The organism is Polyangium sp. 6x1, from assembly GCF_029946515.1.
Taxonomy (GTDB): domain Bacteria; phylum Myxococcota_A; class Polyangia; order Polyangiales; family Polyangiaceae; genus Polyangium.
The window spans coordinates 28,266-50,408 of record NZ_JARZHH010000032.1; the positions used below are offsets into that span (position 1 = coordinate 28,266).

Annotated in this window: 18 protein-coding genes; 8 read left to right on the top strand and 10 right to left on the bottom strand. The window is 68.1% G+C overall.

Annotated elements, in window-relative coordinates; genetic code table 11:
- Positions 1–15 precede the first annotated feature (15 nt).
- Positions 16–483, top strand: a complete 468-nt coding sequence (locus QHF85_RS27200) for a hypothetical protein (protein ID WP_281330243.1) — start codon at positions 16–18, stop codon at positions 481–483.
- Here the strand turns inward: QHF85_RS27200 and QHF85_RS27205 are convergent, their stop codons facing one another.
- Positions 484–1,077 (bottom strand): Fe-Mn family superoxide dismutase, encoded by a 594-nt coding sequence (locus QHF85_RS27205; protein WP_281330244.1) that lies wholly within the window; start codon positions 1,075–1,077, stop codon positions 484–486.
- Between the two features lie 182 nt (positions 1,078–1,259).
- On the opposite strand from QHF85_RS27205, the gene QHF85_RS27210 reads away from it, so the two are divergent.
- The gene (locus QHF85_RS27210) at positions 1,260–4,367 is read left to right on the top strand and encodes a serine/threonine-protein kinase (protein ID WP_281330245.1); all 3,108 of its coding nucleotides are present in this window, start codon (positions 1,260–1,262) and stop codon (positions 4,365–4,367) included.
- Here the strand turns inward: QHF85_RS27210 and QHF85_RS27215 are convergent.
- The 4 genes from QHF85_RS27215 to QHF85_RS27230 form a co-directional block, all read right to left on the bottom strand.
- The gene (locus QHF85_RS27215) at positions 4,337–5,203 is read right to left on the bottom strand and encodes a hypothetical protein (protein ID WP_281330246.1); all 867 of its coding nucleotides are present in this window, start codon (positions 5,201–5,203) and stop codon (positions 4,337–4,339) included. The two genes, QHF85_RS27210 and QHF85_RS27215, sit on opposite strands and share 31 nt — an antisense overlap.
- A gap of 104 nt (positions 5,204–5,307) precedes the next feature.
- The gene (locus QHF85_RS27220; RefSeq protein WP_281330247.1) at positions 5,308–7,263 is read right to left on the bottom strand and encodes a cellulase family glycosylhydrolase; all 1,956 of its coding nucleotides are present in this window, start codon (positions 7,261–7,263) and stop codon (positions 5,308–5,310) included.
- A 294-nt stretch (positions 7,264–7,557) separates the two neighbouring features.
- A complete protein-coding gene (locus QHF85_RS27225; protein WP_281330248.1) occupies positions 7,558–9,306 on the bottom strand; it encodes a sigma 54-interacting transcriptional regulator in 1,749 nt (582 codons plus the stop codon).
- 1 nt (position 9,307) lies between these two features.
- Entirely contained in the window at positions 9,308–11,287 is a 1,980-nt protein-coding gene (locus QHF85_RS27230; RefSeq protein WP_281330249.1) for a bifunctional serine/threonine-protein kinase/formylglycine-generating enzyme family protein, read from the bottom strand.
- A 150-nt stretch (positions 11,288–11,437) separates the two neighbouring features.
- Between QHF85_RS27230 and QHF85_RS27235 the strand changes: the two genes are divergently transcribed.
- A complete protein-coding gene (locus QHF85_RS27235) occupies positions 11,438–12,859 on the top strand; it encodes a cytochrome P450 (RefSeq protein ID WP_281330250.1) in 1,422 nt (473 codons plus the stop codon).
- Here QHF85_RS27235 and QHF85_RS27240 read toward each other — a convergent pair.
- From QHF85_RS27240 to QHF85_RS27255, 4 genes are all read right to left on the bottom strand, one after another.
- On the bottom strand, positions 12,839–13,429 hold the full coding sequence (locus QHF85_RS27240; RefSeq protein WP_281330251.1) for a hypothetical protein: 591 nt from the start codon (positions 13,427–13,429) through the stop codon (positions 12,839–12,841). The genes QHF85_RS27235 and QHF85_RS27240 overlap by 21 nt on opposite strands.
- 8 nt (positions 13,430–13,437) lie before the next feature.
- Entirely contained in the window at positions 13,438–14,505 is a 1,068-nt protein-coding gene (locus QHF85_RS27245; RefSeq protein ID WP_281330252.1) for a PAAR domain-containing protein, read from the bottom strand.
- A gap of 86 nt (positions 14,506–14,591) precedes the next feature.
- Entirely contained in the window at positions 14,592–14,813 is a 222-nt protein-coding gene (locus QHF85_RS27250; RefSeq protein ID WP_281330253.1) for a type II toxin-antitoxin system MqsA family antitoxin, read from the bottom strand.
- Positions 14,810–15,154, bottom strand: coding sequence for a DUF4258 domain-containing protein (locus tag QHF85_RS27255; RefSeq protein WP_281330254.1), 345 nt, complete (start codon positions 15,152–15,154; stop codon positions 14,810–14,812). The genes QHF85_RS27250 and QHF85_RS27255 overlap by 4 nt, the downstream gene beginning before the upstream one ends.
- A 44-nt stretch (positions 15,155–15,198) precedes the next feature.
- On the opposite strand from QHF85_RS27255, the gene QHF85_RS27260 reads away from it, so the two are divergent.
- From QHF85_RS27260 to QHF85_RS27275, 4 genes are all read left to right on the top strand, one after another.
- Positions 15,199–17,973, top strand: coding sequence for a pentapeptide repeat-containing protein (locus tag QHF85_RS27260; RefSeq protein ID WP_281330255.1), 2,775 nt, complete (start codon positions 15,199–15,201; stop codon positions 17,971–17,973).
- Positions 17,974–18,080: 107 nt separating this feature from the next.
- Positions 18,081–18,800 carry a hypothetical protein gene (locus QHF85_RS27265; RefSeq protein WP_281330256.1) on the top strand — a complete coding sequence of 240 codons (720 nt, stop codon included), beginning with the start codon at positions 18,081–18,083 and terminating at the stop codon, positions 18,798–18,800.
- A 324-nt stretch (positions 18,801–19,124) separates the two neighbouring features.
- Positions 19,125–19,976, top strand: coding sequence for a PAS domain S-box protein (locus QHF85_RS27270; protein ID WP_281330257.1), 852 nt, complete (start codon positions 19,125–19,127; stop codon positions 19,974–19,976).
- A gap of 5 nt (positions 19,977–19,981) precedes the next feature.
- On the top strand, positions 19,982–20,599 hold the full coding sequence (locus QHF85_RS27275) for a transglutaminase family protein (RefSeq protein WP_281330258.1): 618 nt from the start codon (positions 19,982–19,984) through the stop codon (positions 20,597–20,599).
- Here QHF85_RS27275 and QHF85_RS27280 read toward each other — a convergent pair.
- Entirely contained in the window at positions 20,557–21,297 is a 741-nt protein-coding gene (locus QHF85_RS27280; protein ID WP_281330259.1) for a class I SAM-dependent methyltransferase, read from the bottom strand. The two genes, QHF85_RS27275 and QHF85_RS27280, sit on opposite strands and share 43 nt — an antisense overlap.
- A gap of 177 nt (positions 21,298–21,474) precedes the next feature.
- On the opposite strand from QHF85_RS27280, the gene QHF85_RS27285 reads away from it, so the two are divergent.
- Complete coding sequence (locus QHF85_RS27285; protein WP_281330260.1) at positions 21,475–22,026, top strand: hypothetical protein; 552 nt, start codon at positions 21,475–21,477, stop codon at positions 22,024–22,026.
- Positions 22,027–22,143 lie beyond the last annotated feature (117 nt).

Consider the following 22,143-nt stretch of genomic DNA (forward strand, 5'->3'; position numbering starts at 1 on the left):
GCACGGAGGAACATCATGCGGGGGTTTTTCGCGGCAATGCTCGGGCTCGGACTGCTCGGATGCGGGACCTCGTCCGAGGCCACGCTGGACGGTCCGGCGTCGCCCACGCAAGCGTCGATGGAATGCGAGGGCCCGCAGCCGCCCGTCGTGCAAAACGTGCGCTGGCTCGGCCCCGCGTCGACGCCGGGCAAGGCGCCGCTCGCGGGCGTGGGCATCGAAGTGAACAAGGCGCTCGCCTTCGAGCAAGGCGTCGAGGTCACGGTGCGAGAGGTGAAATACACGCCCGTCGCCGCGGACCGAAACATCGCCATGGCCCGGGTCACGGTTCGTCACGGCAGCGAGACGAAAGACGTGAGCCTCGGGCGCGAATTGCCGGGCGGCAAGGTGTGTTATCAGCAGGCGACGGGCGTCTGGGTCGGCCTCGTGGAGACGGTGCCGAACAAGGCGATGCTCAGGGTCGGTCTGCCACCGGTAGAGCCCTGATCAGAGCCGCGCGTCGATGACGCTCCAGTTCACGTTCGCGAAGAAATCCTCGAGGTATTTCGCGCGCTCGGTGGGCTTCAGGTACGCGCTCCACGCGTGCTCCCAGAGGTCGAGCACCACGATCGGGCGGTGGCCTGCGGGGTGGCCGACGTCGTGGCGGTCGATCCAGTAATTGTCGAACTGGCCGCGCGTGGGGTCGAAATACGTGATGGCCCAGCCGACGCCCGGCATCTTGGCGACGCCGAGGAAGTCCTTCTTCCAGTCGTCGAAGCTGCCGTACTGCCGCCCGATGGCCTCCGCGAACCGCGTGTCCTTGCCGTCCGTGGCTTTCGACGTGAGGTTGTCGAAGTAGTACTCGTGGAGCAGCACGCCGTTGATTTCCCAGCCTGCGCGGCGCTTCAGCTCGTTGTACTCGAACGTGCTCGCCTTGCCGTCGGCGACCATCGACGCGAGCGTCTCGTTCAGCTTGTTCGAGCGCGTGACGTACCCATTGTAAAGCGTCAGATGGACGGCGACCTGATCGTCGGTGATGCCCTGCAGGCCCTTGAGCGCCGAATAATCCTTCGCCGTGTACTTCGCCGGGATGATGGCCATGTTTGCCTCCTCGTTCGTCTTCGAGCTTCCCTGGTCGTAAACGCGAAAACGAGACAGGGCAAGGCTACCTCCAATGCGTCGGCAGACCTCCAACGCCTTGGCAGGCTTGCCGAAGCGCTGGAAGGACGGCGCCGCAGATTGACGCGGATCCGTGCGACGCCTACGCTCGGCGCAATTGGCGCATGTCCCTGCACGCCTCGGCTGACCGCGATCCCGGCGTAGGCTTTCAACCCCGGCCTGCCGCTCGGATCGCCGATCGTTACGAGCTCCTCCGCGAGCTTGGGCGCGGCGGGCACGGCGAGGTGTGGGAGGCGCGGGATACGCTCGCCGGCGAGGTCGTGGCGGTGAAGTTCCTGCGCGCGGGGTCTGCCACGGATCCGGCCCGCGCGCGCAGGGAGATCTCCACGCTCCGGCTCCTGCGATTGCCCGGGGTGGCGCGCCTCTTTGACGAGGGGACGGAAGAAGGATGCCCGTTCCTCGTGATGGAACTCGTCGCGGGTTTGCCCTTCCCCGGCGTCGCCCTCCCTGTTGCGTGGCCCGCGATGGCCGGCACCACCGTTGCCGTGCTGGAGACGCTCGCGCGTATCCATGCCGCCGCCATCGTTCATCGCGACCTCAAGCCCGAGAACGTGCTCGTCGGCGCGGACGGGAGGCCGACGATCCTCGATTTCGGCCTCTCCTCGGGGCGTTTGTCGGGCGAGGACGATGCGCCGGCCGGATACATCGAGGGCACGTTTCCGTACCTCGCGCCCGAGCAGCTTCGCGGCGAAGCGGTCTCGCCGCAGACGGATCTCTATGCGCTCGGCGTGCTGCTTTACGAGGCGCTCGCCGGGCGATTGCCGCACCACGCGGGGAGCCTCCAGGCGCTCATGATCGCGCGTCTCACCGAGCGCCCCGAGCCGCTCGCGCGGATCGCCCCCGGCGTCCCCGAGGAGGTCTCCGCGCTCGTCGAGCGTATGCTCGCCCTCGAGCCCGAGGATCGGCCGCGCTCGGCCGCGGAGGCGCTCGGGATCCTGCGAGGGCAAAAGGCCGCGCAAAGGACGACGTTGCCTCGCCTCGGCGGCGAGGGGCCGGTGCGCGCGCTCGTCGACGCCGGCCGGACAAACCAATTCGCCTACCTCGTGGGAGAGCCGGGCACGGGTCGCTCCCGCGCCCTCGCCGAGGCGGTCGAGGCGCTCTCTCGCGAGGGACGTACCGTGCTCCGCGCTCCGCCCTCGCCCAGGCCTTACGAGAGCCTCGCGCCCGTGATCGGGCCGCTTCCGCGTGAGGGCGCGCTCGGCGCGGTCTCGTCGTGGGTGGACGAACGGCTGCGCTCCCTGCTCGCGGCGGGCGTGGTCCTCGCCGTCGACGACGTGGAGGAGCTCGATCGCTGGTCCCGCGAGGCGATCGAGCGCGCGCGCGGATGGGGCGCGATCCTGGTCACGGGGCAAGACCCTTGGAGAGATTTCGAGGAGATCCCGCTCCGGCTGCTCGACGAAGGCGACCTCCGCCCGCTGTTTGCCGGACCGGAGCGGCTCTTTCACCTGCAAACGGACGCGGCGCGCGTGCTCGACGCGCGGACGGGGGGCGTGGCCGCGCGCGTGGTGAACGAGCTCGAAGGCTGGACGCGCGCGGGGCTCGCGCGCTGGGATGGCGCCGCGTTCGTGGTCGATCGGGGCGCGCTCGATCAGCTCGAAGCCATGCCGCCCGAGCCCTCGCCTCCGTCCCTGGACAAACCCCCGCCGATTCCGCCGCACCTCGAGGAGCTCGTGGCCTGCATCGAGCTTGGGCTGCCCGAGTATCCACCGCTGGAGGTCGCCGCGGCGATCGGCAATCTGCCATGGGCCGCGGAGGCGCTCGTCGCCGAGCTCATGGACCTCGCTCCATGGGGACACCCGAGGGGCGAGAATGCTTTCCTGCTGCACCTCGGCCTCGCGCCGCGCCTGCCGACGGCGCGTGTGCGGGCGATCCACCGCGCCCTCGCCGCGCGCCGCGCGCCTGGCACCGAGGGGCGGCTCTTGCGCCTGCTCCGCGCGGCCGAGGGCGGCTCGATCGACGAATGCATCGAGATCACCCTCGAAGCCGAGGCCAGCGGGCGCCGAGCGGCCGAAGAGGGGCGGCTCGGCCGCGCAGTGACGGCGATCCGCGAGGGGCTGCTCTTCGTCCGGCAAAGCCCATTCGCCCAGGATCCCCGCGCCACTTCGCGCGAGCAGGCCTTGCTCGTTTCGTGGGCCGAAGTCGCGCTCTCCGAGGGGACGCCCTCCGCGCTCGATCGAATCCTCTACGAGCTCTGCCGCACGCGCCCCCGGACCGAGGACGTCGCGCACCTCGAAGCGCTCGTGCGCGCGGCGCTCGCGCTCGCGGCGGGGGCCGATCGTGCCTTCGCGATGGCCGACGCCGTCGCCCCGTTTGCCGAGGTCCGCCTGGAGGCGTGGCGGCAGCGCCTGCGTATCGCGAGCGCGCGGCGCGGCCCGAATGCGCCGGAGCGGCGGCTCGAGGTCGTGCTTTGCGAGGTCGAATCGTGGGCCACTTCGACGGGCGAGCCCTCGGCGCGCCTGGTGCTCGACGCGGGGCTCGCGCGCAAGGCGTACCAGGATGGCCATTTCGAGGACGCCGCGCGGCTGCACCTCCGCGTCGCCGAGGCAGAGCCTTTCCTCGCCTCGCGTATCGCTGCCCTCGACAATGCGGCCTCGGCGCGGATGGAGACCTTTCGATTCGACGAAGCCGCGGCGTATGCGACGGAGGCGCGCGACCTCGCGCAGAGGTGCCGGCACGCGCACCTCGAGGCGCGGGCGGAGTGGCTCCTCCGCGCGGTCGGGTATCGCGCGTGTCGGGTCCACGCGCCCGATCGGGAATTGCTCGACGCCGTCGAGCGGCTCGGCGTCCCCGATCTCGAGGGGCTCGTTTGCATGAACGAGGGCGCGGTCGCTTTTCGCGGCGGTGATCGGGACTTCGCGCGGGCGCTCGCCGAGCGGGCAACGCGCATCTGGACGGGGATGGGCAAACGCTGGGCGTCGCTCCTCGCGCAATCCCTTGCCATTGCATGCGGCCGCCGTGTGGGGGAGGGGGAGGCGCGGGATCTCGCGACGCAGATCGCCGCGTGCCCGGTGCCGGGGCTCGGGATCCAGATGCTCGGCATGCTGGGCCTCGTTCGTCAGGACGTACGGGATCGTTTTCGTGCGTCTCTGCCCGAGCTCTGCGCGGGGGTCCCGCCGGCGTTTTGGTCGATGCGGATGGAGGTGCTCTCGGTGGACGAGGCGCGGGCGGCGATCGAGGGGGATCAGGGGTCGGCGGGCGGCGCGTCGAGATAAGCGCAGGCGGCGATCACGTAGGTCGAGCCTTCCTTCCAGACCGCGCTGGAGAACTGCCGGAACGCCGACTCGCTGTCCACGGTCCTCGGCAAGATCCGGCCGGGATTGGCGATGACCACCCCGACGAGACCCGCCTCGTCTTGCGCCACCTTTTCGAGCGGCATCTGGCTCGCGCCGCTCCTGCTCCCCGGGGGGGCATAGTCGGGCAGGAGCGTCCAGTATTCCACATTCGTGCGGTAGCTGGTCGTCGCGGGGATGGCCGTGCCGAAGACGTATCCACGGATCTGCCCGTAGGCCGTGGGGTCGTACGCCGCGATGGGCACGCCCGACTGGAAACGATAATCGATCTGGCCGCGTTCGTCGCCGCCGCCCGTTTGCCCCCCGCCTGCCGGTCCCCATTCCGCCGTCGTCGCCGTGCTGCCATCGAGCGCCTTCGAGGTCCGTTTCGTCGGTAGGGCCACGCCGATCCTCTCCTCGATCGCCATACCGACCGACCGCGCGATGGACAGGGTCGGCGCCGGGGGGGGCGCCGCCGTGCTGATGGAGGCGTAGCTGGCGCTGTAGACCTTCACGTAATGGGCCCCCTTGCGCCAGAGATCCGGCCAGGTCGCATTCCAGGCTTCCAGGGTCGTGAGCGGCTCCCGCAGGGTCTGCGGCGTGCGAAGGGTGATTCCCGTGGAAGGCAAGGGCAGGGCGCCGTCATAGAGCACCCAGCGCTGCTCCTGATGCACGCGCTCATTGGGAATGCTCGGCGGGCATGCGAACACGTACCCCACGAGGTTGCCATTGAGCACGACTTCCAGGGTGGTGTTGTCGGCGAACGGTCCGTTGAACAAGGAAACCTCCGTCTTCGTGATGGTCTGTGGAAATGGGAACTCGATTGTGTCTACCGGAAGTCGCCGGCGGCGTCCACGGACGCGCCGAATTCATCCCATGACGGTCACGGGACCGTCTGTACGCACCAGTCGTTGTTGGTGCTCTGGTACGGCGGGAGCTCGACGATCTCGGTGCCGGGGAAATGTTGCACCGTGACGTTCGTGAGGTCGTTGTTCCCCTCCAGCACGAGCCCGTGGCCGGGGGCCATGGTGCCGTCGATCGTCGTGCGTCCACCCGAGCACACCCCCTGCGCATAGGGGGAATTGCCGACCATACGCACGCCCCACTTCATGGGCGGGAGGTTGCACGAGGTCTGCACGGTCGTATTGCCGTTCGTGTCACGCGGCAGAGCGAAGCGCACCCACTGCCCAGGAAGCGCGTACTTCATGGCCCAGGTGAGCGTGCCGGGCAGGCTCGGGTCACAGGTGAAATCGTTCTGCACCGTCACCTCGGGCCAGATGTACTGCGTGGCCTTCAGGAATTCGACCACCCCGCGCCCCAGAATGCTCGGCCCAGGCGCCCCTCCCGTGGGGCTGCGCCATCCGTCGATGAGCGAGCTGTAATAGCCGCATCGCAAGGCCTGCGTCTCGGGGAAGAACCACGACCACGCCACCCACCCGAACTGCCGGTTGGGGCGGCTCGCATAGAGCAGCACCATGTGCAGAAAATCGACCTCCTGATCATTCGTGCAACCGGTCGGCTCGCCCGACCCGAACTCCGTGATCACCACGGGGAACAGGGGCGATTGCGCGGCCAGGTAGCCGAAGTACTGATCGAAGAGCGATTCGAACGCCGCCATGTTCTCGACGCCCGCGACGCCGTTCTCCTTCGCGAACCAGACGTACGGATTGACCGCATACGCGAGGTTCGTCGCGCCCGTGATCTGGTATTGCGGTTGCCACACGCGCCGCAGGTCGACCCCGTCGATCGCGCCCACGAGCACCACGTTCTGCGCGCCGAACTCGCGCACGCGCTCGTACAGCACCCGCATCCCTGCGTAATTGAAGTTCTTCGTGACGCTCCCGCTCCCGTCCGCCTTGGGCAATGTGCAGGCCTTGGTCCCGTAGGACCCGTCCGGGTTTTTCGTGCCGTCGAGCCAGATTCGCCAGACCTCGTCCTCCGACCAGTCCGCCGTGTTCGTGCAAGGCACGTGCGGCGTGTTGAAGATCTCGAAGACGACGCGGGATCGATCGATCCCGTCATTCGGCTGCCCCGGCTTGTGCCCGAGCTCGTGCCCGAGCCGCCGCAGGAAGCTCCCGAGCCCGACGTTGCCGTACATGTTCTGGCCTTGCAGGTTCCGGCCAATGAAGACGTTTTGCGCCGTCCCGTCCTCGGCCGTCCACACGTGCGGCATGTGATTCCAGTCGTTTTCCTTGATGCCGTCGGAGCCCCGCACGCTCGCGTCGGATCGGACGTCGATGATCACGTCCATCCCTTGGGCCTGGATCTTCCTCACGTTGTCCTTGATGATCTGCCAGTAGATCTCCCACACCGCGGGGTTGTTGCAGGGCAGATCGGCGTCGGGATTCGCGCTGAGGGCGTCCGCGAGGCGGTCGCCATAGCAGCGATAATCCCAGGACACGGGCAGCCGGACCGTATCGAAGCCCCATTGCTTCATGTGGGCATACTCGTCCGGGTGGATGCCCGGCGTGAGGCGCGTGCCGCCGGAGATCTGCGGATTCGGGACGGGGATGTAGAGGCTCGGCTGGCTCGGCCCCTCGCCGTGCCATGACGATTCGAGGCCGGGCCGCGAAACCCCGTGGAAGACCACGCGCTGGCCATTCCCATCGACGATCGCCGGCGTCCCGTCGGCGAGCTTCGCCACCCCGTAAGGCCCGACGCGGCTCGGCGCGCTGATGACCGCCGCGGGCGCCTCCGCCGTCTCCCCCTCGGCCATCTCCGCCTCGGTCATCTCCTCCGTCGCCACCCCCTCCACCTCGGCGCAACCCGGCCCGACGGCCAGCGTCCCCGCCACGAGCAGCAGCGCCGCCCCGCTCCACGTCGCATGCGCACGGCCCATCGAAGAAGAATGCTCATTCATGACAAACGTATCTCCCTGTGTGCGTCGCGCGATTCCCTCGGCGCCGACGCGCTTCGACAGGGCCCTATCGCAAGGCGCGGGCCAGCCCCGCCCGCCCCGCGTTCCTGCCCATCCACCGCGTTTTTTCAGCGCTCCCGCAGGGGACCCGTCCTCCTCCAGCGTTCACCACGACGCGCCCGCGGAGCCGGCGACGCCTCCCGGGCGCCCGTTCCCGCGCTCCTCGCCTCCGAACGCGCCCGCGTCCCCGCCGACGCGCCGCCGTCGCCTGCGACGCTACTTCTCGTCCTTCTCGACGAGATCGTCGAAGGGCCCTTCTCCGTCCTGCCCGAGCGCGCGGAGCAGCGCGTTCACCTTCTCGATTTCCCGCCGGAACGCCTTCTGGTGGTTCCGGTTCTGCACGACGCCCGCCTTGCCGAGCAGCCGGAAGGCCGCCTCCTTGCTGTTCTTGCGTCGCGCCGCCGTCCCGAGCACCACCCCGCGAAACGCCTCGGCCAGATCGAGATCCAGCGCCTCTCCCGCCGCCTCGCGCCTCTCGGCCTCGTCGACGACCGCCTCCGCGGCCCGCCGGATCTGCGCGAACGCCGGCTCCTTCGCTCCGCCGCCCCCCTCGTATCCGAGCGCGCGCTCGACGTGCCGCGCCTCCAGCGTGATCTCGCGCGGAAGCCCCCCTTGCTCCACCAGAACGAGCGCGTACGCGCGCCGGATGATGTTGTCGAGCTGCCGCAGATTGCCCGGCCAGCGCGCCGCGACGAGCGCCCGCGCTGCCTGAGGCGCGACGTGCGCCCGCCCCTCGGGCACGCTCTCCTCGTGCCGCCGCTGGAGCATGTAATGCGCCCATTCCGGGATCTCGTCCGCGCGCTCGTCGAGCGGCAGGAGCTTCACCGGCAGCACGTTGATTCGATAATAAAGATCCTCGCGGAACTTGCCGGCGACGACGGCGGCGCCGAGGTCCGCGTTCGTCCCGACGAGGAACCGCACGTCCGCGCGCCGCTCGCCCGAGCCATCGCCGAGCGCGCGATACCGGCGCTCCTCGAGCACCTGCAAGAGCCCTGCTTGGGCCTTCAGCGAGAGCTTGTCGATCTCGTCGATGAACAAAGTCCCGCCGTCGGCGCGAGCCACGGCCCCGGGATTGTCGGTCACGGCGCCGCTGAAGGCGCCCTTCTTCCACCCGAAGAGCTCGCCCATTTGCAGCTCGTCGGGCACGGTCATCAGATCGAGCGCCTCGAAGCGCTTGGCCTTGCGGCGTGATTGCGCGTGGCACCAGCGCGCGATGCGTGATTTCCCCGCGCCTGTCGGGCCGCCGAGCAGGATCGTCTCCTCCTGCTCGGCGAAGACGCGCGCCATTTGCACGAGCCCGGCCATTTTCGCGCCCAGCACGGGCAAGAGCTCGTCCCGAGCCGCGGGGGGCGGCGGCGCCATCGGCAACGACGCGAGGTGCGGCGCCGCGACGTCCGCGACGAGCTGCAGCGCCCCGAGCAATTCGTGCCCCCAGAAGGGCCGGCCGATCGCTGCCTGGCAATCGGCTTCGAGGGAGATCATCCCGATCACCGCGCCTGGCAATCGCAGCGGCACGACGGCGAGGTGGGTCGCCGCGCGTTCGAGTAACCTCGCTGCGCTCTCGCGCCCGAAGGCCACCTCCGGCCCAGCGAGCTTCTCGCGCACCACGACGCCGCCCCCTTCCAGGTGCGGCTCCACCTTGCCGAGCGTCACGTCGATCGTCACCGCGCACCCGTACGTCGCGACCCATCGCCATGCCGACGCCGAGGGCAGGTGCGCCGGCGTGCCGGCTTCGAGCGGCCGCGCCGCTGCCGCGCCCTGCTCCATCACCACGAGGCCTCGATATCCGTCGCCGGGGCGCAGGTGCACCATGCCCCGCAGAATGCGCCCGCGGCCCGTGTGACGACCCGCGGCGAGGCCCTCGGACGCGAGGCGGAGCATGGGCGCGAGCGTGGCGCCCGCGGCGCCCTCGAACGTTCGGGCCGCGAGGAGCGCGGCGCAGAGCGTGGCGAGGATGTCTTGCATGTCATTCGGCGTTCTTGGCGCAGCGCACGCCCGTGCTGACGTGGCCCGTGGCGCGGTCGAATGCGTAACGCGTCGTCGTCTTGGCGGCGCTCGACGCGAAATCCCAGGAGCCGCCGCGGATCACGCCCTTCGCGCCCGTGGTGACGAGCGGATCCTTGCGCTCGCCTTTCGTGTAGGCGCCCGGATCGAAGCCGTCCGCGACCCATTCCCAGACGTTGCCGGCCATGTCGAGCGCGCCGAACGGGCTCGCGTGATCGGGGAACGAGCCCACGGGCATCGTGCCTTTTTCCCGCCCCGTGCACTGGCCGGCCGCGCGCGCGAAATTGCCGAACGTGCAGGCGACGGGCTCCTCGCCCCAGGGAAAGCGCCGCTCGTCCTTGCCGCGCGCGGCGTACTCCCATTCCGCCTCCGTGGGCAAACGTTTGCCGAGGAACGCGCAGAGCTTCGACGCCTGCCCATGGTCGATGCAATTGATGGGGTGGCGCGCCTTCGCCGGATCGGCCTCCGTGCAATACGGCGCGAACTTCGTGGCCTCGGCCTCGTCCACGCCCGCCCCGTGCACGCTGCTCCGCGCGCATTTCCCCGCGGCCACGCAACGCGCATAGTCCTCCGCCGTCACCTCGGTGCGGTCCAGGTAAAACGGCTTCGAGATCGTCACAGAGTGCGCCGGTTTTTCGGTTTTCCCTTCCTTCGCGTGTCCCATCGTGAAGCTGCCCGCGGGCACGAGGATCATGTCCGCCGTCGAGCTCGGCAGCTCCACGTGGCCGAGCTCGAGGCCCATGCGGGAGGCCGTCGGCGTCGGCTCGACCTCGCCGCGGTTCTTGATCACGACGGACGCCGCGACGGCGGCCGTGACGAACGTCAAAGCGCCGATCGCCGCGAAAAGCGAGCGCCGCGAGGAGGCGGGTTTGGCCGTGCGCGCCTCGGTGATCTGGGGCGAGGTCGTCAGCGGATCGCGGATGTCGGCGTCGATCGGGGGCGCGGTCTCGCCGGGCGCGTCCGCCTCGATGGGCGCTGCGAGCGCCTCGCGCAGCGCGTCCCAGAAGAGGCGCGCCGAGGTGTATCGACCACGCGGCTCGATCGCGAGCGCCTTCTGGAAAACGGCCTCGACGGCGTGGCTCGTGCGCAGCCCGTGCGTGCGGGGCGTGGGCCTGATCGAGGCGTCGGTCGTGGCAATGTAGAGCTGCGTGACGTCGTCGCCGACGAGCGCGCTCTTTCCCGTGCAGAGCTCGACGAGCACGAGCGCGAGGGCGTACACGTCGGTCCAGGGCCCGGTCGCGCCGAACCTCCGATTGAACTGCTCGGGCGCCCCGTAAAACGGCGTGAACATCGAGGGCGCGTTCCCGGTCTGCTCCATCGCGCGGGTGATCGAGGCATTGTCGGCGATGACCTTGGCGATGCCGAAATCGAGCACCTTCATCGTGAGCGTGCTGAGGGGCGTGTGGGCGGCCGGGCCCCCCACGAGGTTCGCGTCGCTCAGGAAGAGGTTCGCGGGCTTGATGTCCCGATGCGCGATTCCCTCGTCGTGCGCCGCCGCGAGCGCGAGCGCGGCCGGTTCGAGGAGCCGGACGGCGTCGGCGAGCGGGAGGCCGCCCTGGTTGCCCTCGTTCCGGCGCGCGAGGAATGCTTCGAGCGTCTCGCCGTGGAGCCATTCGAGCACGAGATACGGCGCCCACACGCCGTTCGGGGCGACGGCGGCGCCGACGTCGAGGGCCTGCACGACCGCGGGCGTCGCGCGCGAGAGCTTGCGGAGCAGGCGCCCTTCTTCGAGGAAGCTCTGCTGGAAACGTTCGCGTTCGTCCGGGGCGAGGCTCGAGGGAATCTTGAGGCACTTGACGGCGACCGGCTCGCCGAGCCCGAGGTGCAAAGCGCGGTAGACGATGCCGAACCCGCCCTCGCCGACGACCGCCTCGACGCGGAACTTGCCGTCGATGGTTTGGCCCACCCAGGCGAAGGGATCGGCGAGAGCAGCAGACGCCATGCAGGCCCGGAGGATAACGCGAAGGCGAGCGGAGGGGGAAGGGGAAGCGTTCGTCCAAATCGATTTCGACCGCGTCCGGGGGCGCGACGTCCAGGGTCGACACGGGCCCCTCGGCGGCCGAGCGCGGGGGCCTGGGCTACCCTACGGACCATGCACACGCGCTCAACGCTTCCCCCTGGGCCCGAGGAGCCGCCTTTCCTCCAGGCGATGCGCTTCGGTCGCGACCCGTATGCCTATCTCGAAGACTGCGTCCGCCGCTACGGCGACGTGTTCACGTTGCGGCTGCCCGGCGACCCGCCCCGCGTGGTCAGCAGCGATCCGGCGATCGTGCGGCAGATCTTCGCGCTCAAGCCCGACGATTACGCGCAAGGACAGCAGTCGTTCCCGATGAACATCGGCGAGAGCTCGCTGCTCTTCCTCGACGGCGATCGGCACCACCGCGACCGCCAGCTCATGATGCCGCACCTGCACGGCGAACGATTGCGCACCTATGCCACCTCGATGTGCACGTCCACCGACCGCGTGGTCGATTGCTGGGAGCCCGGCGAGCAGCTCGCCATTCACAGCGAGCTCCAGGACATCACGCTCGACGTCATCCTCCGCTGCGTCTTCGGCGCCGAGGACGACAGGCGCGCGGCGCGCATTCGTGGGCCGCTGCTCACGTGGCTCAATGGAGCGATGACGCCCGCGCTTTTCATGGCCTCGGCGCTGCTCAATGCGAACCGCGTGCGCTCGCTGCTCGACGGGGCCGTGCGGCGGCGCCTCGCGGGCGGCCCCGTGCCGCGGAGGCCGCTGCTCCCATGGGAGAAATGGGGGGCGGCCAAGGCCGAGGTGCTCGAATACCTGCGCGAGGACGTGGAGCGCTGCCGCAGGGAAGGCGCCGCGGGGCGTTCCGACGTGCTCGCTTTGCTCGCCGAGGCCCGCTACGAGGACGGCGCGCTCATGGACGTGGCGCACGTGCAGGACGAGCTCGTCACGTTGCTCGTCGGGGGCCACGAGACCACGGCGAATACGCTCACCTGGGCGCTTTATCACGTGCTCTCCCGGCCGGAGGTGCTCGCCGAGATCCGCGCCGAGAGGGAGCGCGTCTTTTCGGACAACCCCTTCGATCCTGCGCGCGCGGGCGAGCTCGTGTACCTCGACGCGTGCATCAAGGAGGCGATGCGCATCACGCCGATCGCGCCGGCGGTGGGCCGGCACCTGAAGCGACCGATGCGGATCCGCGAGTACGACATCCCGTCCGACACGATCGTGTGGGCCTGCATCGCCCTCGCGCACCGGCGCGCGGACACGTGGGGCGACCCGGCGCGCTTCCGGCCCGAGCGGTTCCTCGCGCCCGGTTCGGCCCCGACGAACCATTTCTTCCCGTTCGGCGGCGGGAGGCGGACCTGCCTCGGGATGGCGTTCGCCGGCGTCGAAATGCGGATCGTGCTCGCGCGGATCCTCGAACGCGTGGAGCTCCGGGTCCCGGCGGGCGCGAATGCCCAGGCCGAGATCCGGGGGATCACCATTACCCCGTCGAGGGAGCTTTCGGTCTCCGTGGTGCGGCGTCTACCCTCGCGGAGCTCGTAGCTCGGCCATCGCGCCGCGCAAAAACGCGCTGACGTTCTCGGCGCTCCACGTATCGCCGGGCAAGAGCCCCGGCGTCTTGGTGCTCATGATCCCTTGCGCATCGATCTTCGCACGGCGCCCCGCGTCGAAGGCCTCGCCTTTCACGCGGGCGACCGCGATCTCCCCGGGCCACGCGCCCTGCAGGAACGCCATGATCTGCGCGACCATCTCGTCCTGGCTCTCGATGCGCGCGACGACGGCCCGATCCGCGGTGATCACGATCTCGGTGATCTCGTCGCCGGCCAGGTAAAACACGATCGATTTCGCCTGCGCTTCCGAGCGCGCGAGCACGGCGAACTCCGGGGCCACGGCGACGGCCAGGGCCTGCATCAGGTCTTCGTTGAAGTGATACGTGCCCGGTCGTTCCGCCGGCGTGAGCCAGCCGTGCTCGTTCAGCTTGGCCACGAGGCGCGGAAGGTTCTCCTCGGAGAACACGGAGAAAAGCGATGCGTCGAGGCCGACGAGCTTCTTCGCGTTCAGAAATCCGGCGAGGGTCGCGAGCTCCTCGATTTCGAGCGTGAAAGATTTCATCGGTCGCCCTAATCCCACAGGCTGTTCCAGGTGTCGGAGGCCCAATCCTTGGCGCCGTTGTACGCGTCTCCGACCACGTCTTTCGTGGTCTCCCAGGCGTTCGAGACCCCGTCGACGGTCCCGACGACTCCATCCATGATCACGTCGCCCGCGCCGTCGGTGAATTTCTGTCCGCCGCTGCGATCGGGGAGCTGGTCACGCCAGTACGAGATCCCGGCCCGCTGCCCGGAGAGCGGGCTCGACGTGTCGCGCCCTTCGAGCCCGAGGTAATCATATCCGGGGCCCTGATTGTGATAATTGTACAGATATCCGCCGGCATCGTGGACCGCGCCGTGATACCCGATCGCGGAGTCGTTGCCGTCGACCGCCGCATTGCCCGGACCGACGAGCCCACCCGTCGGGTTCAAGAGCGAGCCAAACACGGGATCCATCCCCAGCGCATCCCCGGCGACCTGGCCATACCGGAGCTGCGACGTGGACCCCATGAAATCGCCGTGCAGGAAGTTGTTGATACCGGGCGGCGGATCGATGCCCTTCTCGGCGGCGATCCGCTCCTGCTCGGCGAGCGCGGCCTGATATCTCTGCCAATCCTGCTGGATCTGATCGAGGGGTTTGCCGCGCGCCTCGGCGATGTCCTTCAGGGCCTCGGCGACCGCGGGGTTGTCCGGGTCGTGGCGATGCTCCCAGAGCGTCTCCATCGCCTTCTTCAGTTTTTCGGTATTCGCCCCTTGCCATTCTTTGCCGACGAGCGTGGACAGATATTCGTCGGTGAAGAGCGAGGCCACCGCGTCGCCGGGCGCGAGGGGTCCGATGAGGACCGTGGCAAACCCCATGGCCACGACGCCGTCGTGCCGCGTGAGGTCGCCCTTGCGCGCCGCGGGTTTGCCGCCGATGAGCACGGTGGGCGCGCCTGTCTTGATGACGTCCGTCGGGCCCTGGCATTGGCAGAGGTCGTCGATCCGCGCGGCCGCCTGTCCCCCAATGACGACGGTTGGACACCCCGGCGGCAGAATCGGCCCCCCGACATGCGCCGGACAGGTGTGCGCATCACCAACACGCGCGGCAAGCTGGGTCATGGCTCGACCGCGATGGTATCAGAGGTGGGGGCGCGAGCGCAGCAAAAAGTAGGTGAATGGTTTCGAGGGGTTGCGAAGACGGAGTGTCAGGCTGCGTAGCGGAGGATGGCGAGCTCTGCGCCCTCGTTCGTGGATTCGAGGAGCCGTTCGACCTCGGCCATCACGGGGTCACGCAGGAGGTAGGCGTGGCAGTGGGGGCATTGGAGGACGGGTACGTCCTTGATGATGACGATGGAGCGATCCCCGAGCTTGAACGGGAGATCGGTGACCCGTTCCTCCAGGTCGCTGCCGCAGGTGGTGCACATCATGGGCGTTGCCTCCGTCGTCGGAAACCGGGGTCCCACTTTGCGGGATCGGGAAGGTAGGCCGTCACGACCCGCACGTTCTCTTCTGCCACATCGACCGCGAAGAGCACGTGGAACACGCTCGAAGCTTGCTCGCCGCGGACGAGATAGCTCGGCAGATACTTGTCGTCCGGGTACGCCTCGATGATCTCGAACGAGTCGACCGCATCGAGGACCATGTCACGCGTGACGCGGCGCTGACCGAAGCGCATGTTCACGTGATGCGTCCAGAGGATGCTCCCCGACCGGACGCAGCGCTGGACGAACGCCAGCGGATCGGGAGGAAGCAGCCGCGGGTCGGGCATCGGGCGCAGGGTTTCACAGGGGAAGGGGAGGAGCAAGGGGGCACGTGCTTGACGCGCGTGCGGCGGTGGGCGAAGCGGCGAGGATGGGGAAGAGGAAGGGCACCTCGGTCGCGTTGACGAAGCCGATTTCGATCTGGAACAAGCCGCTTTCGCTCAACATCAAGGAGCTGTTCAAGGCGCTGGGGCGCGGGGTCGCGGGGGGCGTCACGCAGAACTGGTCCGAGGTCGGGCTCGCGGGGGCGGATGCTGCCGTGTCGCTCGGGCTGGAGACGAAGCCCGAGGAGCTGGCGTGGGAGCTCGTGTTCCGGTCGCTCGTGCAGGCGATGCGTGAGCTCGTGCGGGAGCTGGCGGAGACGTTGACGATCCAGCCGGTCGGGGACCCCGAGGTTCTCGGGGAAACGTTGAAGGTGGCGCTTGCGGAGCAGGAACTCGCGATCGACTCGAAGTTCTTCGAGCGGCCCGAAGACTTTCCGCTCCTTCGTATGATCGCGCCGACGTTCGAGGAGTGGCTTCGGAAACATGATTTGCCCGATGCCGCAAGCCGCGCGGTGAGCGGTCGGCTTCCGAGCTATTTCGTGCAAGCGCTGCACGAGGAGTGGGGGCGCCGCCCCGAGGCATACGCGAAGGTAAAGGGCGCATTCGACACGCCGTTCACACCCGCGGCCGAGCGGGAGCGGGCGTGGCACGCGTATGCAGCTCGGTTGAATCGGTCGATCAATGAGCGGATGCTGGATGAGGCGTTTGGTTTGGCGCTCGTCTATGTGCCACCGCGTGCGTTTTTCGAGCAACGGGTGGAGGAGGGGAAGGATAGGGAAACGGAAGCGTCGCGAGGAATCCTGCGGGACAAGGTTCGGCGTATCGTGGTGCAGCTCAATGATGAGCTCGGGGCCTGGGTCGAGCGAGGTGACAAGGACGATGCGTTGCGCGTGATCTGTGGCGGACCGGGATCCGGCAAATCGTCGTTCGCGAAGATGTTCGCGGCGAAGCTGGCCGCCAAGGGGAAGCGGGTGCTGCTGGTGCCCATGCATCGCGTGGATCCGCAGGGCGACATCGCGGACATTGTGGGCAAATTCGTTCGAGATACGGAATGCTTGCCGGACAACCCGCTCGATCAGCAAAGAGGAGAGGAGCGAGTGCTCCTGATCTTCGATGGGCTGGACGAGCTATCGATGCAGGGGAAGACCGGAGCAGAGCGGGCGCGGTGGTTCCTGGAGGAGGCGCGGCGGTATGTGGAGCGGCGCAACCACGAGCGGCTGCGGGTACAGATCCTGGTTGAGGGGCGCGAGGTGGCCGTGCAGCAGGGAAGTGACCTGCTGCGCAAGGCGGGGCAGGTGCTGACGCTGCTGCCGTACTACGTCCCCGAGCACGAAAGGCGGAGAGAGGCGTATGTGGATCCGAAGGAGTTCCTGGCAGAGGACCAGCGGGATGCCTGGTGGAGGGGCTTTGCGGCAGCCACGGGGGGCACGTACGCGGACATGCCCGAGGAACTATATCGGCAAGATCTGGATGAAGTTACCGCGCAGCCGCTGCTCGGCTATCTGGTTGCCCGGAGCTATGCACGGGGGAACATCGACTTCTCGAAGAACGTCAACCGGAATCTCATCTACGGCGATCTGCTAGATGAAGTCTACGAGCGGGCCTATGCTGGCCGGTCTCCCCACCCTGCGACACGAGCATTCGAGCGACGCGATTTCGGGCGCGCCCTGGAGGAGATTGCCGTCGCGGCGTGGCACGGCAACGGACGAACGGCGACCGTAGCGGAGATAGGCACCCGCCTTTCCCTGGAAGGGAAGTTCAAGCAATTCGTGAAAGATTGCGAGGACCGACGGGGCTCCGGAGTGATGCAGCTTCTGCTCGCGTTCTATTTCCGACAGGCGGGCCGTACGGCTGGTGGAGATGAGGCGTTCGAGTTCACGCACAAGAGCTTTAGCGAGTACCTCGTGGCGCTGCGGATCGAGCGGCTACTCATTCGCATGCAGGGAGAGCTGGAGAGGCACGAGGCAGGGGAGGGGGGCTGGGACGAAGGGGACGCGCTACGGCATTGGGTGACGCTTTGTGGCCCGACTGCCATGGATGGGAGCATCCATCGGTTTCTATGTGATCAGGTCACGCTCGCAGGGGCCGAGAAGGCTCGGATATGGCAGGGGATGCTGGCGCGGGTCATCGAACGAATGCTGCGGACGGGGATGCCCATGCAAGCCATTTCCCCTCGCCTGTTGACGTTCGCCGAGGATGTTCGCCAAGCCCGGAACGCAGAGGAGGCGCTCCTCGCGAGCTTGTGCGCGTGTGCGCGGGCCACGCAGGAAGTCAGCGAAGTGAAGTGGCCGGATCCGGAGAGCGCTGGAGCCTGGATTGTCAGGCTGCTCGGACAGCGTGGTGCGGGAAGCAGGCTCGTCCTTGACTGTCTCGATTGGCTCGATCTGGCGCTATGCATTCTTCATTCCCGCGATCTTGTTCGCGCAAATTTGCAGAATGCAACCCTGGTAGGCGCGATGCTGCAAGGCGCGAACCTGGAAGGCGCGAACCTGGAAGGCGCGAACCTGGAAGGCGCGGACCTGCAACGCGCGGACCTGTTCCGCGCGCACCTGGTAGGCGCGGACCTGGAAGGCGCGAACCTGTTCCGCGCGCACCTGGTAGGCGCGAACCTGCAAGGCGCGAACCTGCAACGCGCGAACCTGCTAGGCGCGAACCTGGTAGGCGCGATGCTGCAAGGCGCGAACCTGCAACGTGCGAACCTGAAAGACGCTGACCTGACAGGCGCCCGTGGCCTCCCTCCCCACCTCAAGCCCCCCTCTCCCGGCAACCCCAAGCTCAACTGAGCAACCCCGTACAAATCCCTCTTCCCCTCCCACCCCCACCTCCCGTATCCTCCCCCACCATGTCCCTCGATCCCCCGGATCCCACCCTCTACGTCCGCGCCCCCATCATGACCGCCGAGGCCGGCATTACCCTCAGCCGCGCCCTCTTCGCCGCCTGCCCGAAGGACGCCTCCGCGGCCCTCCTGAAATCCGCCGCCAAAATCAACACCACGGCCGACAAGGCCCAAACCGCCCTCGCCATCCGCCAAAAAGCCCTCGGCAAGGTCTCCGACGACGCCGCGCGCCTCATCGATCAAGCCGGCGACGCCTCCTGGGGCGCCCTGCGCATGCGCCTCCTCGCATACGCCGACCTCCCGGTCGCCAAATACCAGGACGCCAAGCGCGCCGCAGAGCTCGTGACCATTCTCTTTGGGCCCGACGGTCTCTCCTTCCTCAAGGACACGTTTGCGGTGCAATGGTCCACCGCCGACACCATCCTCAAGCGGATCGACGAGGAGGGGCTCGAAAAGGACATCGATCGTATCGCCGGCAAGATCTTCCTCGACAACGTTCGCGCCCAGCACGAGCAGTATGGCGCCATGGTGCAGGGCGTTCTCCTCCGCGAGCAAGCCGAAGGCGTCAACCTCGCCGACCACGTCCGCGCCATGGGGCGCGCCATCGTCGAATACGCCACCAAGGTCTGCGCCTCCGTCGACGAGGACGACGAATCCAGCGTCACCGCCGCCCGCTCCGCCCTCCGCCCCCTCGACGCCTATCGCGAAGCCGCCGCCCGCCGCGGCAGCAACGTCCAACCACCCGCGGGCACTGAATCCATCCAGCCAGGCTGATCAAAACCACCCGCGGGAGGTCGATCGACCCCCCGAACCGCCTTCGAACCACCCCAAAACCCCTCCCCGCACCTGTCAGATTGTAAGGTAAACAAGATCCGGGCACTCGGGCGACCCCGGGAAGGTGGTTTCATCCGCCTCGCCGAGGTCGAAGGACCTGTCCCATTATGCTTTCGACCCGTTCGGGAAGGTCCTTCCAGGAGGCCGCACCCCTTCCATCCGCCTGGATCGTTCCAGTGCGTAACGTCATTCCCACCCGCCGTGACGAATTTCTGATGGATCGGCCCGAGCGACCCTTGTAAGAGAGGGCCCTCGGGTGGGACCATGAGGCTACCTTACGAAGCGCTCCTCGGGGAGGCGCGGGACATCATCCTCTTCATCGGGAACGACGGCCGGATCCTCGAAGCAAACCCGGCCGCTTCCCACGCTTATGGTTATTCGCAGGACGAGCTGCGCGCGCTCTCCATCCGCGATCTGCGCGATCCCGGCACCCAGGCCGACATCGGACAGCAATTGGCGCGCGCGCTCTGCGAAGGGCTGCTCTTCGAAACGTCGCATCGGCGCCGGGACGGCAGCACGTTCCCCGTCGAGGTGAGCACGAAACGTGTCGACGAGGGCAGGACGCTCGTCAGCGTGATTCGCGACATCTCCGAGCGAAAACGCACCGAAGCCGAGCTCGTCCGCGCCCGCGAGGAGCTCGAAGAGCGCGTGCACGAGCGCACCCGCGAGATCGAACACGCGAACGCCAGCCTCCGCGTGCAGATCGAGGCCCTCGAAGCCGCCCGCAGCATCATCGAGCTGCAAGCCGACGAGCTGCTGGAGCGCGGCGCGCCCATTCTCGCGCTCCGGGAAGGGCTGCTCCTGACGCCCCTCGTCGGCCCCTTCGACGAGGAGCGGGCGGCGCGTTTTTGCGGGCGCGTGCTTTCGGCCGTCGTCGAGAGCGGCGCGCGGCTGCTCCTGCTCGACGTGACCGGGGTCTCGAAGCTCGACGCCGTCGCGCTGCGCGCCATGCTCGACGTGATCGCCGCCGTGAAGCTCGTCGGCGCCAGCGTGATCGTGACGGGGATCGGCGCGGCCGGGGCGAGGAAGCTCGTGACGAGCGGGTTCGACGTGTCGGGTTTGGCGACGTATTCGTCGCTGTCGCGCGGGCTCGCGGAGGCCTTGCGCAGGTTGTGAGCTCGGTGTACGACCGCGAAGAAGGAATGGCGAACGACTACCTGGCCACGACCGACGTCATCGATTGGCAACATCCCGAGGTGCGCGCGCAGGCGGCCGCGCTTTCGCAGGGGGCCGAAGGGCCGATCGAGATCGCGCGGCGTTGCTTCACGTGGGTGCGCGACGAGGTGCGCCATACCCTCGACATCCAGGCCGGGCCGCTCACGTGCACGGCGTCCGAGGTGCTGCGCCATCGCGTCGGCTTCTGCTATGCCAAGAGCCACCTGCTTGCGGCCCTGCTGCGCGCCAGCGGCCTCCCCGCGGGGCTCGGGTATCAGCGGCTCGCTCATGCATCGGGCTTTTGCCTGCACGGCTTCAATGCCGTCCACCTGCCGGGCCTCGGCTGGTATCGGATCGACGCGCGCGGCAACAAGCCCGGCATCGACACGGCCTTCGAGCCGCCCCACGAACGGCTGGCCTACGTCGCGACGGAGCCAGGCGAGGCGACCGATCCCGCGGTGTATGCGCATCCGCTGCCGATCGTCGTGGCGAAGCTCCGCGCGCACGCGGATTGGCAGAGCTTCGCCGCGGATTTGCCGGATCAAGCGCTCTCGGCGACCGCGATGAGCCCCGTATCGTCGTAGGTCCCCGGCCCGTCCGGCAGGATGTCGCGGTCGAAGCGCTCGCATTCGTCCAGGAAAGGCTCGACGGAATCGGGATTCGCGAGGACGCCCTTCACGAAATCGTCCCCGCACAGGTGCGCGAGCGAGCCGAGCCCGCCGGCGCGGAGCACCGTCATTCCGAGCGCTGAGAGCGTCCCTTTGAGCTCGGCGGGCAGGAAGGTGCGGATCTCCGCGGGGACAGGGCGATTGCGGATCCTTCGCAGGAAAGCCCACGCGCTGTGGGCTGCCGTCACGATCAGCGTCTTTCGCGTGACACGACAGCTCTCGCGGAGCACCCGCTCTGCCTCCGCGCCGGCCCCCGAGACGGGTCCATCCGTGTTCAGCACGAGGTCGAAGGATCGATCCGGGAACATGGATAGGTCGATTGCATTGGCCTCCACGAACCGGATGTTCGTGGCCCCTCCGGCCTTGCGGCGCGCAAGGTCCAACATGGCCGGCGAGAAGTCCACGTGGACGACTTCGAATCCGCGCTGCGCGAGGGGAAGGGAGAAGGCGCCCGTGCCTCCCCCGACGTCCAGGATGGTTCGCACGGAAGCGAGGCGCCGCTCGATTTCACGAAACCGCAGCGCCCGGTTGACCGAGGGCGAGCGCAGCCATTCCTCCTCTTTCTCCGCGCTCGCGTCCCACCTCCGTCGTGCCTCGTCGAAATCGATGCCCATCGCTCGCCTCCTCCTCGCGCCCAGCATGCATGCGCCCTTCCTCCCGTCGAGCGGAGAGCCCGAAGCATTGGCAGCGTCGGGATCGTCCGAGCGTCGTCGGCTATGTCCAGGGTGGCATGTGCCTTGCGGAGGGCGGTTCCCGTACGGTCGAGAAGGTCGACGTACGAGGAGGACATCATGCGGCTATCGGCCAATGTCATGAAATGGGTCTTGCCTGCGACGATGCTGGCCACGACGGGGTTTGCGTACGGGGCGCCCGAGGCGGCGCCCGCGGCGAAGGTCCGCGAGGTCTGCGTCATCAACTCGCGTACCCCCGAGGCGCACACGTTCTACGGGAATGCCAAGGACCTCGCCCAAAAGGTGAGCGACGCGAATCTGTCGATTCAGGACCGGCGGCTTTACCTCTACACGGTCGAGACGAACAAAGGAGCAGAGCTCGTCTTCTTCGAGCGCGACAAGGTAGGGGATCACTTCGGGAATCAGGTCAAGGTATCCACCTGGAAAGGAGCGTCCCTCGGTGACCTGAAGGAGCAGCTCAACGACGTGATGATGACCAATCAGGGCAAGTATTGTATCGGCAAGAAGTCGACCGATCTCATCAACGCGAAGTTCGAGCTCCAGCCGGCCGGCGAGCGCGGCCTGCCGAGCTCCGCCGCCGATCTCATCCCCATCAGCACCCAGGTGCCGCAAGGAGACTTCGCGCGCGTCACTTTCTTCCTGCTCTGCTAAGCCCATGGCCTGAACGGCCCTTCGATACAAAACATTGGCTCCCCACACATGCCGAGCGGTTTCACGACCGCTCGGCTTTTTTTTGTTTTGTCCCCGAGGCGTGCTGCCCGCTCCTCC

What these genes read in the sequence shown, in the direction of transcription:
- QHF85_RS27240 (WP_281330251.1), bottom strand. Translation starts at nt 13,429, where the DNA reads ATGAAATCTTTCACGCTCGAAATCGAGGAGCTCGCGACCCTCGCCGGA.
- QHF85_RS27280 (WP_281330259.1), bottom strand. Translation starts at nt 21,297, where the DNA reads ATGGGCATCGATTTCGACGAGGCACGACGGAGGTGGGACGCGAGCGCG.
- QHF85_RS27245 (WP_281330252.1), bottom strand. Translation starts at nt 14,505, where the DNA reads ATGACCCAGCTTGCCGCGCGTGTTGGTGATGCGCACACCTGTCCGGCG.
- QHF85_RS27285 (WP_281330260.1), top strand. Translation starts at nt 21,475, where the DNA reads ATGCGGCTATCGGCCAATGTCATGAAATGGGTCTTGCCTGCGACGATG.
- QHF85_RS27210 (WP_281330245.1), top strand. Translation starts at nt 1,260, where the DNA reads ATGTCCCTGCACGCCTCGGCTGACCGCGATCCCGGCGTAGGCTTTCAA.
- QHF85_RS27205 (WP_281330244.1), bottom strand. Translation starts at nt 1,077, where the DNA reads ATGGCCATCATCCCGGCGAAGTACACGGCGAAGGATTATTCGGCGCTC.
- QHF85_RS27270 (WP_281330257.1), top strand. Translation starts at nt 19,125, where the DNA reads ATGAGGCTACCTTACGAAGCGCTCCTCGGGGAGGCGCGGGACATCATC.
- QHF85_RS27235 (WP_281330250.1), top strand. Translation starts at nt 11,438, where the DNA reads ATGCACACGCGCTCAACGCTTCCCCCTGGGCCCGAGGAGCCGCCTTTC.
- QHF85_RS27250 (WP_281330253.1), bottom strand. Translation starts at nt 14,813, where the DNA reads ATGATGTGCACCACCTGCGGCAGCGACCTGGAGGAACGGGTCACCGAT.
- QHF85_RS27225 (WP_281330248.1), bottom strand. Translation starts at nt 9,306, where the DNA reads ATGCAAGACATCCTCGCCACGCTCTGCGCCGCGCTCCTCGCGGCCCGA.
- QHF85_RS27200 (WP_281330243.1), top strand. Translation starts at nt 16, where the DNA reads ATGCGGGGGTTTTTCGCGGCAATGCTCGGGCTCGGACTGCTCGGATGC.
- QHF85_RS27230 (WP_281330249.1), bottom strand. Translation starts at nt 11,287, where the DNA reads ATGGCGTCTGCTGCTCTCGCCGATCCCTTCGCCTGGGTGGGCCAAACC.
- QHF85_RS27265 (WP_281330256.1), top strand. Translation starts at nt 18,081, where the DNA reads ATGACCGCCGAGGCCGGCATTACCCTCAGCCGCGCCCTCTTCGCCGCC.
- QHF85_RS27220 (WP_281330247.1), bottom strand. Translation starts at nt 7,263, where the DNA reads ATGGGCCGTGCGCATGCGACGTGGAGCGGGGCGGCGCTGCTGCTCGTG.
- QHF85_RS27255 (WP_281330254.1), bottom strand. Translation starts at nt 15,154, where the DNA reads ATGCCCGACCCGCGGCTGCTTCCTCCCGATCCGCTGGCGTTCGTCCAG.